General features: G+C 68.4%; 12 protein-coding genes. 9 read left to right on the top strand and 3 right to left on the bottom strand.

The annotated features are described in order from the left end of the window. The first annotated feature begins 60 nt into the window (after positions 1 to 60). The 7 genes from AC1MFL_RS08620 to AC1MFL_RS08590 all read left to right on the top strand — a co-directional run bounded on the left by AC1MFL_RS08620 (position 61) and on the right by AC1MFL_RS08590 (position 7,364). Positions 61 to 1,947, top strand: a complete 1,887-nt coding sequence (locus AC1MFL_RS08620; protein WP_479814804.1) for a PEP-utilizing enzyme — start codon at positions 61 to 63, stop codon at positions 1,945 to 1,947. Then, on the top strand, positions 1,940 to 2,737 hold the full coding sequence (locus AC1MFL_RS08615) for an SDR family NAD(P)-dependent oxidoreductase (protein ID WP_479814802.1): 798 nt from the start codon (positions 1,940 to 1,942) through the stop codon (positions 2,735 to 2,737). The genes AC1MFL_RS08620 and AC1MFL_RS08615 overlap by 8 nt, the downstream gene beginning before the upstream one ends. Before the next feature lie 49 nt (positions 2,738 to 2,786). Continuing rightward, positions 2,787 to 3,107: a 2Fe-2S iron-sulfur cluster-binding protein gene (locus AC1MFL_RS08610; protein ID WP_479814800.1), complete on the top strand. Its 321-nt coding sequence runs from the start codon at positions 2,787 to 2,789 to the stop codon at positions 3,105 to 3,107. Positions 3,108 to 3,109: 2 nt separating this feature from the next. Continuing rightward, the gene (locus AC1MFL_RS08605) at positions 3,110 to 4,492 is read left to right on the top strand and encodes an NAD(P)/FAD-dependent oxidoreductase (protein WP_479814798.1); all 1,383 of its coding nucleotides are present in this window, start codon (positions 3,110 to 3,112) and stop codon (positions 4,490 to 4,492) included. 41 nt (positions 4,493 to 4,533) lie between these two features. Then, positions 4,534 to 5,289, top strand: a complete 756-nt coding sequence (locus tag AC1MFL_RS08600; RefSeq protein WP_479814796.1) for an HD domain-containing protein — start codon at positions 4,534 to 4,536, stop codon at positions 5,287 to 5,289. Continuing rightward, the gene (locus tag AC1MFL_RS08595; protein ID WP_479814794.1) at positions 5,286 to 6,806 is read left to right on the top strand and encodes an aldehyde dehydrogenase family protein; all 1,521 of its coding nucleotides are present in this window, start codon (positions 5,286 to 5,288) and stop codon (positions 6,804 to 6,806) included. Before AC1MFL_RS08600 ends, AC1MFL_RS08595 begins: the two co-directional genes overlap by 4 nt. Before the next feature lie 234 nt (positions 6,807 to 7,040). After that, on the top strand, positions 7,041 to 7,364 hold the full coding sequence (locus AC1MFL_RS08590) for an antibiotic biosynthesis monooxygenase (protein ID WP_479814792.1): 324 nt from the start codon (positions 7,041 to 7,043) through the stop codon (positions 7,362 to 7,364). Between the two features lie 91 nt (positions 7,365 to 7,455). On the opposite strand, the gene AC1MFL_RS08585 is transcribed toward AC1MFL_RS08590, so the two are convergent. Further along, positions 7,456 to 8,193: a DUF2202 domain-containing protein gene (locus AC1MFL_RS08585; RefSeq protein ID WP_479814791.1), complete on the bottom strand. Its 738-nt coding sequence runs from the start codon at positions 8,191 to 8,193 to the stop codon at positions 7,456 to 7,458. A gap of 149 nt (positions 8,194 to 8,342) precedes the next feature. Between AC1MFL_RS08585 and AC1MFL_RS08580 the strand changes: the two genes are divergently transcribed. Next, positions 8,343 to 9,032: a response regulator transcription factor gene (locus AC1MFL_RS08580; protein ID WP_479814789.1), complete on the top strand. Its 690-nt coding sequence runs from the start codon at positions 8,343 to 8,345 to the stop codon at positions 9,030 to 9,032. A 59-nt stretch (positions 9,033 to 9,091) separates the two neighbouring features. After that, positions 9,092 to 10,375: a sensor histidine kinase gene (locus AC1MFL_RS08575; RefSeq protein ID WP_479814787.1), complete on the top strand. Its 1,284-nt coding sequence runs from the start codon at positions 9,092 to 9,094 to the stop codon at positions 10,373 to 10,375. 99 nt (positions 10,376 to 10,474) lie between these two features. Here AC1MFL_RS08575 and AC1MFL_RS08570 read toward each other — a convergent pair whose 3' ends face one another. Further along, entirely contained in the window at positions 10,475 to 11,749 is a 1,275-nt protein-coding gene (locus AC1MFL_RS08570) for a Dyp-type peroxidase (RefSeq protein WP_479814786.1), read from the bottom strand. After that, positions 11,749 to 12,351 carry a copper chaperone PCu(A)C gene (locus AC1MFL_RS08565; protein ID WP_479814785.1) on the bottom strand — a complete coding sequence of 201 codons (603 nt, stop codon included), beginning with the start codon at positions 12,349 to 12,351 and terminating at the stop codon, positions 11,749 to 11,751. The genes AC1MFL_RS08570 and AC1MFL_RS08565 overlap by 1 nt, the downstream gene beginning before the upstream one ends. Between the last annotated feature and the right edge of the window lie 41 nt (positions 12,352 to 12,392).

The raw sequence follows: 12,392 nt of genomic DNA, 5'->3' as shown, positions 1-12,392 counted from the left end.
ACCAGCTAGTCCGCTTCGTCACCCCAGGCTCAATGCCGAGCCCGAATTGAAAGGACCGCCATGTCCCTGAAGTCCTTCCCCAAACCCTCCGAGCTTGCGGTCCCCGCCGGCGCCGAGGGCTGGGAAAAGATCTACCCGTACTACCTGGTCTTCCAGGACAAGCTCAAGGAACAGGAAGACGCCAAGTTCTGGTTCTGCGACAGCCAGCACTGGCCCACCGTGTTCAAGCCCTTCGAGACGATCGGCGGCGAATTCGCAGTCAAGTGCCTGGGCCAGTACAACGCCCGGCACCTGATGATCCCCAACGCCAACGGCATCGAGTTCCGCGTCCACCTGGGCTACCTCTACATGTCGCCCATCCCGGTGCCGGAGGACCAGATCGCCGCGCGGGTGCCCCTGTTCGAACAGCGGGTGGGCCACTACTTCCAGAACTGGGACCAGCTGCTCAAGCAGTGGCACGTCAAGGTCAAGGGCACCATCGACGAGATGGAAACCATCTCCTTCGCCAGGCTCCCTGACATGGTTCCAATGGAGGACATCCTCTCCGGCAAGGGCAAGGATGGTTCCGAAAAACTGCTGGAGAGCTACGACCGGCTGATCCAGCTGGCCTACCAGAACTGGCAGTACCACTTCGAGTTCCTCAACCTGGGGTACATCGCCTACCTGGACTTCTTCAACTTCTGCAAGCAGGTCTTCCCCAACATCCCGGACCAGTCCATCGCCACCATGGTCCAGGGCGTGGACATGGAACTCTTCCGCCCGGATGACGAGCTCAAGCAGCTCGCCAAACTGGCTGTTGAACTGCAGCTGCAGGGGCATTTCGGCAACACGGACGACGTCGCTGCCACCCTGGCTGCCATCGCGGCAGCCCCCGGCGGGGACCGTTGGACGGCCCAGTACGAGGCTGCCAAGGACCCGTGGTTCAACTTCACCGTGGGCAACGGCTTCTACGGCCACGACAAGTACTGGAACGAACACCAGGAAATCCCGCTCGGCTACATCGCGGACTACATCCGCAGGGTGGACGAGGGCCAGGAAATCATGCGCCCCGTCGAGGCCCTGATCATCGAACGTGACCGCATCATCGAGGAATACCGGGAACTGCTGGAAGGCGAAAACCAGGGCCTCTTCGACGCCAAGCGCGGACTCGCCGCGACCGCGTACCCGTACGTGGAGAACCACAACTTCTACATCGAGCACTGGACCATGGGCGTCTTCTGGCGCAAGATCCGCGAACTCAGCCGCATGATGCAGGCCGAGGGCTTCTGGACCGAGCCGGACGACCTGCTCTACCTGGGCCGCAACGAGGTCCGCGACGCGCTCTTCGACCTGGTTACCGGTTGGGGCGTCGGCGCCAAGCCGATCGGCCCGGACTACTGGCCGGAGGAGATCGAGCGTCGCCGCGGGATCGTGGACGCGCTCAAGACCGCCCGCCCGGCCCCGGCCCTGAACACCCCGCCGGAAATCATCACCGAACCCTTCACCCGGATGCTCTGGGGCATCACCACGGAGCAGGTCCAGCAGTGGCTGGGCGCCGGCGAGGCGGTCGAAGGCGGCGGCCTGCGCGGCATGGCAGCCTCGCCCGGCGTCGTCGAAGGCCTGGCTCGCGTCATCACCGACGCGGACCAGCTCTCCGAGGTCCAGCAGGGCGAGATCCTGGTCGCCACGGTCACGGCGCCGTCCTGGGGACCGATTTTCGGCAAGATCAAGGCCACCGTCACGGACATCGGCGGCATGATGAGCCACGCAGCAATCGTGTGCCGCGAGTACGGCCTCCCGGCGGTGACCGGGACCGGCTCGGCGTCCACCACGATCAAGACCGGACAGCGGCTGCGCGTGGACGGCACCAAGGGAACGGTCCAGATCCTCGACGCGCTGATTCCCGACGCTGAGGAACCGGAACTGCTGGTCGCCGGGCCCGGGGCGCACAGCCACAGCCATGTCTGACCCGAATATGCCTGCCGGGGAATATGACGGTGCGGGCCAGGCCGGCCAGTCGGCCCGCACCGTCCTGATCACCGGTGCCGCCGGCGGCCTCGGCCGGGCGTTCGCGCTCGGCTTCGGCCGCCGCGGCTACCGCGTGGCGGTGGCCGACGTGAACCTCGACGGCGCGGAGGAAACCGCCAGGCTGGTCCGGGACACCGGGGCCCACGCAGCCGCTTTCCACGCCGACGTCACGAATGTCGACTCCACCGAAGCCCTCGCGAAAAGCTGCGCGGACTTCGGAAACGGGAGCATCGACGTCGTGATTAACAACGCTGCGGTGTACGCGGGGGTGACCCGCAGCCCGTTCGAGGACATCGACCCGGCCGAATGGGATCTGGTCATGAACGTGAACCTCAAAGGCCCCTGGCTGGTCACCCGCGCGGCGAGCCCGTTCCTGCCCGAGGGCGGGCGCGTCATCAACCTCTCCAGTGCCACAATCTTCAGCGGCTCGGAGCAGTGGCTGCACTACGTCGCCTCCAAGGGCGGTGTGGTGGCCCTGACCCGGGTCATGGCCAAGGAACTGGGCCGCCGGGGGATCACGGTCAACGCGATCGCGCCCGGCTTCACCCTCACCGAGGCCAGCTACGGGCTGATGGAGAACGCCGAGAACTACGGTGTGGACCGCGGTGCGATCAAGCGGTCCAGCCAGCCGGAGGACATTGTGGGCGCGGCGCTCTTCCTGGCCGGGCCGGACAGTTCCTATTACACGGGGCAGACCATGGTGGTCGACGGCGGCCGCCAGTTCATCTGACCGCCCCACTTCCCGCTCAACTTTCCGACTTCAACCCCAAGGAGAACCAATGCCAACGGTTCATTTCACCGACGCCGAGGGCGCCGTCCGCGACGTCCAGGGCAATCCCGGCGACTCCGTCATGGAAACCGCAGTGCGCAACGGCGTTCCCGGCATCGTGGCCGAATGCGGCGGTTCGCTGTCCTGCGCCACCTGCCACGTCTTTGTCCGCGAGGACTGCCTCGCGCAGCTCCCGCCGATGGAGGACATGGAGGACGAGATGCTTTACGGCACCGCCGTGGACCGCGAGGACAACTCGCGGCTGTCCTGCCAGCTCCGGCTCACGGACGAGCTCGAACTGTTCGTCACCACCCCGGAAACCCAGGTGTAGTGATGGGCACCCGGACCGCCGCCACTGAGCATGTCCCCGCTGCGCAGACCTCCGCTGAGCAAGTCCCCGCAGCGCAGACCGCCGCCGGCGGCGCAGCGCGGCCGGACAGCACCACCCGCACCGGCCTGCTGATCATCGGCGCGAGCCAGTCGGGCGTCCAGCTCGCCGTCTCCCTCCGTGCGCTCGGTTTCGACGAGCACATCACCCTGCTCGGCGACGAGGACCACCGCCCCTACCAGCGCCCCGCCCTGTCCAAGGAGTTCCTGCAGGGCACGGTAGAGAGCGAATCCCTGATTTTCCGCTCCAACGAGTACTGGGCCGAGCACAACGTGGAGCTGGTCAAGGGCGAATACATCGTCAGGATCGACAGGGAAGCCGACGGTTCCGGCGTCGCGCACTCCTCCTCGGGCAGGCAGTTCCCGTTCAAGCGCCTGGCCCTCACCGTCGGCGCCCGTGCCCGGAAACTGGAGATTGAGGGCGGGGACCTCGACGGCGTGCTCTACCTGCGCAACGCCGACGACGCCCTGGCACTCAAGGCCAGGGTGGGGGACGCGCAGGACGTCGTCGTGATCGGCGGCGGCTTCATCGGCCTCGAGGCCGCGTCCAGCCTGCAGAAGATGGGCAAGAACGTCACCGTGCTGGAATTCGGCCCGCGCCTGGTGGGCCGCGCCGTCGGCGAGGAAACCGCCGAGTACTTCCTGCAGGCGCACCGGGCCCGGGGCCTGGACATCCGGCTCAACACGAGCGCCAAACGCTTCACGGGGGGCGCAGGTGGCCCCGCAGGTGAAAAACAGACGGCCGTCGCCGGCGTCGAACTCCAGGACGGCACAGTGCTGCCGGCGCAGATCGTGCTGGTGGGCATCGGGGTCATCCCCAACACCCAGCTGGCCGAACAGCTCGGCCTGACCGTGGACAACGGGATCGTCGTGGACCGTTTCGCGCTGGCCTCGGACGGCACCACGGTGGCAATCGGCGACTGCGCCAACATGCCCAACCCCGTGCCCGGCTCGGCGCCGGGGGAGCGGATCCGGCTGGAAAGCGTCAACAACGCGATTGAACACGCCAAAGTGGCCGCCTACTCGCTCACCGGCCGGCGCGAGGAATACGCCGGCATCCCGTGGTTCTGGTCCAACCAGGCCGACCTCAAACTGCAGATCGCCGGACTGTGCAACGGCTACGACCAGACCGTGCTGCGGCGCGATGAGGAACGCGGGAAATTCAGCGTCCTCTACTACCGCCAGGGACAGGTCATCGCCGCGGACTGCGTCAACGCCCCGCTGGACTTCATGGCCGTGAAAAACGCCCTCGCCAAAGGCGAGAATATCCCCGCCGACGCCGCCGCGGACCCGGCCACACCCCTCAAGACGATCACCACGGACAGCTAACTCCACTCAGACAGTGAGTCGGCCCCACCCGAAGGAGCATTATGACCACCCCCAAGACCCCGGTCGCCGTCGCCGTCGCCGACGCCGGCGCTGCGAACCCGGTCGCCGCCAATCCCGCGGCTGCGGCCTTCGCCGCCGCGTACCCGGCCCGGCCGGTCCCCGCGCCGGGGCCGGTGGACACCGCCCCGATCGCCACCAGCCCGGCCGCACTAGAGGAACTCGACAGCCTCTGGCGGGCCGTGGTGAACGAGACCCGCACCCGCGGCAACGACATCCACCTGCCCATCTCCCTCGCCTTCGCCGAGCGGCTCTGCCGGGCCTACCCCGAGGCCGACGCCGAACTGGTCCGGGTGGCCACCCTGCTGCACGACACCGGCTGGGCCCACGTGGACGAATCCCGCATCATCTCCGAGGGCTTCACGGGCGACTGGCGGAAGGCCACGATCCGCTACGAACACGAGAAACAGGGCTGCGCCGTCGCCCGCCGGGTGCTGCCGGGCCTGGGCTACTCCGCGGAATTCATCGAGCGTGTCTGCGCGATCATCGACGGCCACGACACCCGCCCGGTGGCGCAGTCACTGGAGGACGCGTTGATGCGCGACGCCGACCGGCTGTGGCGCTTCGACCAGGCCGGCATCGCCCTGGCTTCGTCCTGGTTCAAGATGGATCCGGCCGCCTACACCGACCGGCTGGCCACCGAAATCATCCCCGAGCTCATCACACAGGCCGCCCACGACATGGCCACTGCGGACCTGAACCGCTCCACCGCGCTGCTCAAGACGGCGGTGATCCGGTGATCGCCGCCACGCACGACGCCCCCGCGGTGGCCGCCCGCGCCGCGCTCAAACTCCCGTACACGCACGTGGACGACATCTTCATCGAAGGTGCCTGGACCCCCGCACGCGGCACCGGCCGCAACCCGGTCACCGACCCTGCCACCGGCGAAGTCTGGGGCTCCGTCCCGGACGGCACCCCCGAAGACGTGGACGCCGCCGTCGCCTCCGCCCGCCGGGCGTTCGACGGCGGCGCGTGGCCGCGGCTGGCGCCGTCCGAACGTGCCGCCTACCTGCTGCGCATCGCCGAGGAAGTGGAGAAGCGCGCCGGGGAACTCTCGCTGACCAACACCCGCGAGAATGGCTCGCCCGTCTCCGAATCCGCCGGGGCGGCCGCCAACGCCGCAGGCATCTTCCGGTACTTCGCCACCCTCGCCGACTATCTCCAGCGCGAGGACGTGCGGCCCTTCCCCAAGGGCGGCGGCGAATCCGTGGTCCGGCGCGAACCGATCGGCGTGTGCGCGCTGATCGCGCCCTGGAACTTCCCGATCAACCTCGTGGTGATCAAGCTCGCCCCGGCGCTCCTTGCCGGCTGCACCGTGGTGATTAAACCGGCCTCGCCCACCCCGCTGTCGCTCCGGGTGGTCATCGACGCCGTGGCCGCCGCCGGTGTGCCGGCCGGCGTCGTCAACCTGGTCACCGGTTCCGGGCGGCTGGGCGATGCGCTGGTGAAGCACCCCGGTGTGGACAAGGTCGCCTTCACCGGCTCCACCCCGGTGGGCCGGAAAATCGCGGCGGCCTGCGGCGAACTGCTGCGCCCCGTCACCCTGGAGCTGGGCGGAAAGTCCAGCGCGATCGTGCTGCCGGACGCAGACCTGGACGCGATGTCCAAGGTGCTGATCCGTTCCTCGATGCGCAACACCGGTCAGACCTGCTACATCTCGACCCGCATCCTGGCCCCCGCCAGCCGCTACGAGGAAGTCGTGGACATGGTCACCAGGACCATCGCCGCCGGCAAACAGGGCGACCCGCTGGACCCGGACACGGTCTTCGGGCCCTGCGCCACCGAGTCGCAGTACCGGACCGTACTGGAATACGTGGACGCCGGCCTGGCCGAAGGCGCCCGCGCCACCACCGGCGGCCGCGCGGCGTCGCTCGGCGGCGGGCTGGAGGGAGGGTACTTCGTGGAACCCACCGTGTTCGCGGACGTCACTCCGGACATGCGGATCTCGCGTGAGGAGATTTTCGGCCCGGTCCTTTGCATTCTGAAGTACAACGACGCCGGCGGCAGTGTTGATGAGGCCGTGGAGCTGGCGAACAACACCGAATTCGGCCTCGGCGGGCTGGTGTTCGGGGCCGATCAGGAGGTGGCCCTGGCCGTCGCGGACCGGATGGATACCGGCTCGGTGGGGATCAACTTCTTTGCCTCCAACCACGCGGCACCCTTCGGAGGCCGGCATGACTCGGGCCTCGGCACCGAATACGGCATAGAGGGGCTCAACGCCTACCTGAGCTACAAGTCGATTCACCGGAAGGTCTAGCCCCGCCCCGCCGTAGCCCCGCCCCGCCGTCGTCCGGCCCCGCCGTCGTCCACTAACAGCAACGCGGGGTCACATCGCGCCCATCCGGAGGTCCCGGACCGGCGCTAACTGACCCCGCGTTGCCTCTGCGCACGGGCTTTCTGGCGCCGGAGGCCATCCCTGCATCGGGTAGATCGGCCCTACCGGCGTCTGCGGCCCCGGCCCATAATCGGGGGTATCCACCCCGTGCAGACTATGGAGGCGATCGACGTGTCGGTTTATACGCTGGGAATCTGGCTGGTACACCCGGGCCGGGAAAATGATTTCGTGCAGGCCTGGCGGGATCTGGCCCGGAAGACCCAGGAGGACTTCCCGCACGCGAAGGCCGTGCTGATGCATGATCGGAATGTCCGGAACCGGTTCATCAGCACCGGCCCGTGGGAGTCCCTGGAGCAGGCTGAAGCGTGGCGGGCGACCGAGATGTTCAAGCAGAGCATGGACGGCATGCGCGAGATGCTGGAGCATTTCGAGGCGCGCACCCTGGACGAGGCCGCCAGCATCGGCTGGGATACACCCTAGCCGCCGGTTCCCCGGAGGCCGGAGCCGTGCACATACCGACACGACGAGAGGGAATGCCCACCGTGGCGGGCATTCCCTCTGACGGGCTTTCCTAACCGCCGAACGCGGTGAGGTGGTGCTGAGATGCCTCCAGGAGACGGGTGAAGACGGCCTTTGCATCGGGTGCCGTGATGGCGCCTTGGGCCGCGGCGGTCAGGCTCTCAATGTCAGTCGTTTCGACGGTCCGTCCGGCCGCAAGCGCGCCGTCCTGGCTGGCCTGGCCCTGCGTGAGCAGCTCATCGTAGAGCTTCTGCAGGCTGTCGTCCGAAAACACGCCCGCCGTGTGGCCGACGGTGGGATCCGCGACGCCGTAACGTTCCATCAGGTTCCGGACGGCCTCGAGGTGCTTGGACTCCGAATTGGCGACGCGGCTGAACACCGGGTTGTCGTACAGGCCGGCAAAGGCGGTGTACAGATCATGGGCCACCAGTTCCTCTTCGGCCATATACCCAAGTTCTGCCCGCTGCCCATCCGTCATGGTGCCGGTGGCAGTGCTCCCGGAGTCCAGACCCGAGCCCTGTCCTGGGCCCTGATCCGCGCCCTGCCCGCCAGCCTTGCCGTGGCCCATTGGGCTGCCGGCGGCATGGTTGCCCGCCGCGTGGTCGCCGGCCTGGTCGCCAGTGGCCCGGCCATGGCCGTTCATGGACTGCGCCTGCCCACTTTGCGGGTGCTGGCCGTTCTGGCTGTTCTGCCCGCCCTGCACGACGGCGGCCACGCTGGGCCCTGCAATAAGAGCGGTAATCACGGTCCCGCCGGCGATTGCAGCTGCAATCATGGTCTTCTTTCGCATCGTGGGCTCCTTGTTCGTTGCTGGAAAATCAGCTGGTAGATACAGAATGCCGCCGGCGTGTGCAGCGCAGCTGGTGACGGTGTGCAGATTGTGTGGAGATTCGTTCCGCCCTGCCTCACCGCGCAAAAGCTGGCATTAGTGTTAGCCCTATGCCCACCGTGCTGGTCGTCGAGGACGAAAAAGACATCCGTGAAGTGCTGCGCCGCTACCTTGAACGGGCCGGGTTCTCGGTCCTGACCACTCGCTCGGGCGCCGAGGCCATGCGGCTTCTGCCCTCCGCCGACCTGGTGGTGCTGGATCTCGGACTGCCCGATGTCGACGGCACCGACGTCCTCCGTGAGATCCACGCGCTCGGAAGCCTTCCGGTGATAGTGCTGACGGCCCGCAGCAGCACGGAGGACCGGATCCGGGGTCTTGAACTGGGGGCCGACGACTATGTGACCAAGCCCTTCAGCCCGCACGAACTGGTCCTGCGGGTGCAGGCAGTCCTGCACCGCTTCGGCGGTGTTCCTGCCGCGGGCGAGGCGGCGAGCTACGGTGACGGCAGGCTGCGAATCGACCCGGGCCTGCACAAGGCGTGGCTGGATGGGAAGCTGCTGGATTTGACCCCCACAGAGTGGGACCTGCTGGACGCCGTGGCGGCATCTCCGGGACGGGTTTACTCGCGGTACGAGCTGGTGAACCGCGTCCGCGGTTATGAATATGCCGGTTACGAACGCACCATCGACTCCCACGTCAAGAACCTCCGCCGGAAGCTCGGACCCGGAGCCTCAGACGTCGTGGAAACGGTGACCGGCGTGGGCTACCGGTTGGGCCTGCGCCGGGACGGGCGACAATGAGGCTCGCAGGGAAGGGCCTTGGTCAACTTGGGAATCGGCTCCTGCTGGCGTTTGTTCTGGTGGCCGTTTCGTCGGTCCTCGTGCTGGTCGCGGCTGCACTGATTGGGGTGGACCGTGGTGTTCACGCTGCGCAGCAGGCGGACCGCGAACAGGTGGCCGCCGCTGCGGCCGCTGCCGCCGCGGACGCCTATCAGCAGGCCGGGGGCTGGGACGGCGCCGACCTGGGTCGGGCCCTGGCCATCGGTGATGCCGCATCGGCCCGCCTGAGTATCGTCGATGCCAGCGGTAAAGTGCTGGCCGGCTCCGGCAACCAGGCCCGGGGAAACGGCGGCCAGGCAGATGCCAGCGGCCCGGGAGCGGCGACCGCCGATGTGATCGCCGACGGCACTCGCGTCGGTTTGGTGCGGGTGAACCTTGGAGGAAACAGCGGAACGAGGATCCTCGACGTCGCCTGGACCTGGATCGCCGTCGCTGCCTTGGTTGCCCTGGCGGTGGCTACCGCCGCGAGTTGGTTCGTCACCCGGAGGCTTGTCCGGCCGATCCGCAGCATGACGGAGGCGGCGCGTTCATTCGGCGCGGGAGACCGGAACGTGCGCACGGCCGGGGACGCGCCTGGCGAACTCGGCGACCTCGCCCGCGCCTTCAATGACATGGCGGATGCGGTTGTCCGGTCCGATACGGAAAGGCGCAACCTCACCGCGGATGTGGCCCACGAGTTGCGCACTCCGCTCGCGGCCCTGCAGGCCGGGCTCGAGGAACTGCGCGACGGATTCATTGAACCGACGCCTGCCGGTCTGGCCGGTTTGCACGACCAATCTCTCAGGCTTGGCCGGGTGGTGGCCGACCTCGCCGAGCTTTCCGCAGTCGAAACGGCGGCGCTGTCCCTGGATCTGGCACCGGTGGACCTTGCCGCGCTCGCTGCCGATGCCCTGGCCCGTGCTGAACCGGAGTTGCGGGCGGCCGGCCTGGCGGCGGAGCTGGAGAGCGCCGGTCCCGTATGGGTCAGGGCCGACGCCGACCGCCTGCACCAGGCGGTCGGCAATCTGCTGGCCAACGCCGCGCGCTACTGCCGAAACGGCGACAAGGTCACCCTGAGGGCGTTGGTCGACGGCGGCGATGCCGTCCTGACTGTCGCCGACACCGGCCCGGGCATCCCCGCCGAGGAGCTGCCTCATATCTTTGACCGGCTCTGGCGGGGCAGGGCCGCAGAGCAGATCGCGGGCTCCGGAATCGGGCTCGCCCTGGTCCGCGAAATCGTGACCAGCCATGGCGGAACCGTTCACGCCGCGTCCACGCCGGGAGTGGGGACCACCATCTCCCTGCGCCTGCCCCGGTTTAGCTAAGCAGAACGCGTCCGCACCTCCCGGCGCCCCAACGCGGGGTCACTTCAAGCCCGTCCGGGGCCCCGGAATGGGCGCGATGTGACCCCGCGTTGCTTTGGATCAGGTGAACAGGGCTTCCCCAACGAAACCGCCCTCACGGGCGCCCGGCGGGATGGCGAACACAGCCGAGCCGACCGGGGTGGTCCACTGGTTGAGCATGTCCATTTGATCGAGCCGGCGCTGGATCGGCGTGAACTGCCTGTCGACGTCGGCCTGATAGGACACGAAGATCAGCCCCGAGTCCGAGACCCCGCCGGCGCCGGGAGAGGCATCGTAGTTGTAGGCCCGGCGGAAGATCCGCTGGGAACTGTCCTCGGGCCGGGCGCGGCGCAGGTGCGAGACGTCCGAGATGACCGGGAACCCGAGCCTGGACACGGCGGCCAGGTCGGGTTCATCGTGCTCGTGCGTCCCGGTCAGGGGCGCGCCGTTGGAGAGCCGGCGGCCCATGGATTCCTCCCGGCCGACGCGGTCCACCTCGTCCCACTTGTCCAGGTTCATCGCGATCCGGCGGATGACGACGGAGGTGCCGTTGTCCGTCCACGCCGGAATTTCCCCGCCGCCCCAGACCACGCGCTCGTACTCCGCGCTGTCCGGTGCCGGGTTCGCAGTCCCGTCCACCTGGCCGAACAGGTTCCGCATGGTGGTCCCGGACTTTTCGCTGCCGTACGCCCGCCGGAAGCCGGTCTGCGCCCAGCGGACGGTTGCGAAGCTCCTGCTGTCCTTCAGGAGCATCCGTTGGGCATGCGCCACGGTCAACGGATCATCCGCGCAGATCTGCAGCAGCAGATCACCGTCGGAGAACCCGGGCTGCAGCCGGTCGATGCTGAACGCCGGCAGCGGCTTCAGCCAGCCCGGTGCCCGGGCGGGGTCCACCGCGGCGACGAGCCCGGGTCCGAATCCGAATGTGACCGTCAGACGGGCCGGCACCTGGGCGAGTTCGCCCTCGGTGTCGGCCAGTGCCGGTTGTCCCGCGCAGAGGTTCGCGGCGTCGTCGCTGAGCAGCCGCAGCAACGCCCTGACCCCGGCGCGCGTCGTTCCGGGCCGCAGATCCAGGGCGACAAAAACACCGTGGGCCTGCGCCGGCGTCGTAATGCCCGCCTGGCGGTCGCCGTGAAACGGAACCACGCCGCTGCCGTGGATGCCCTCCACGGGATCAACCGCTGCAGTGTCCGCCAGCTGGACGCCGCCCCCGGCGAGCTGGACGCCGGCCGCGGCCAGCGCCCCCAGCCCTGCGGCAGCCCCGCCGAAGAGCAGCCCGCGCCGCGGCAGTTTCCTCGGCACCCCGCGCTCTTCACTGCCGGCGGGTGAACCGCCGGGCTGCTGGGAGCCAGCCATTACTTCGCGGTCGGCGACGGCGCGGCAGCGGTCGCGCTGCCGGCGGCCCCGGAAGGCTGGCCGTGCGACATGCCGGCGCCTCCTTCTTCGACATAGTTCTCGTTGGCGCCGCTGAAGTCCTTGGCCACGGCGGTGAACTCGAAGCTGCCGCCGCCCGCCAGTTCCAGGGTGAACGTGACGTCAGCGCCGACGGCGATGGGCGCGCTAAGCCCCATCAGCATGAGGTGGTTGGCTCCCGGCTCCAGTTTCAGTTCGCCGCGGGCCGGGATCACAAAGCCGCCCTGCTTGGCCCGCATCTGCATGGCGCCGTTGGGTCCCGCTGCGGTTTCGTGCAGCTCGACGAACCGGGCCGCCGGGGTGGTGGCGCCGGTGACAGTGATGTCGGCGTCGGAGGTGTTCTTGATGACCCCGAATCCGCCGGTCATACCTGATTCGGCGGCCTTGACCCACGGCTGGCTGACCGCCAGCGCGGCGGCGGCACTGGCCGGGATGGTGACGGTGGACGACGGGGACGGCGTCGAGGCTGAGGGGGCGCAGCCGGCGAGGGCCAGGGATGCGGCGGCGAGAACGGAAAGGGCGGGGTAAACGAGCTTCTTGGACATGCTGGTACTCCTGAATCGTGGCAGGCGGCCGCGGCGGGCCG

The sequence above is a fragment of the Arthrobacter sp. BG3 genome, assembly GCF_056680185.1.
Note: the sequence above shows the minus strand (reverse complement) of the source record. Positions and strands in the feature narration are given on the sequence as shown.

What these genes read in the sequence shown, in the direction of transcription:
- AC1MFL_RS08620 (WP_479814804.1), top strand. Translation starts at nt 61, where the DNA reads ATGTCCCTGAAGTCCTTCCCCAAACCCTCCGAGCTTGCGGTCCCCGCC.
- AC1MFL_RS08615 (WP_479814802.1), top strand. Translation starts at nt 1,940, where the DNA reads ATGTCTGACCCGAATATGCCTGCCGGGGAATATGACGGTGCGGGCCAG.
- AC1MFL_RS08610 (WP_479814800.1), top strand. Translation starts at nt 2,787, where the DNA reads ATGCCAACGGTTCATTTCACCGACGCCGAGGGCGCCGTCCGCGACGTC.
- AC1MFL_RS08605 (WP_479814798.1), top strand. Translation starts at nt 3,110, where the DNA reads ATGGGCACCCGGACCGCCGCCACTGAGCATGTCCCCGCTGCGCAGACC.
- AC1MFL_RS08600 (WP_479814796.1), top strand. Translation starts at nt 4,534, where the DNA reads ATGACCACCCCCAAGACCCCGGTCGCCGTCGCCGTCGCCGACGCCGGC.
- AC1MFL_RS08590 (WP_479814792.1), top strand. Translation starts at nt 7,041, where the DNA reads ATGGAGGCGATCGACGTGTCGGTTTATACGCTGGGAATCTGGCTGGTA.
- AC1MFL_RS08585 (WP_479814791.1), bottom strand. Translation starts at nt 8,193, where the DNA reads ATGCGAAAGAAGACCATGATTGCAGCTGCAATCGCCGGCGGGACCGTG.
- AC1MFL_RS08580 (WP_479814789.1), top strand. Translation starts at nt 8,343, where the DNA reads ATGCCCACCGTGCTGGTCGTCGAGGACGAAAAAGACATCCGTGAAGTG.
- AC1MFL_RS08570 (WP_479814786.1), bottom strand. Translation starts at nt 11,749, where the DNA reads ATGGCTGGCTCCCAGCAGCCCGGCGGTTCACCCGCCGGCAGTGAAGAG.
- AC1MFL_RS08565 (WP_479814785.1), bottom strand. Translation starts at nt 12,351, where the DNA reads ATGTCCAAGAAGCTCGTTTACCCCGCCCTTTCCGTTCTCGCCGCCGCA.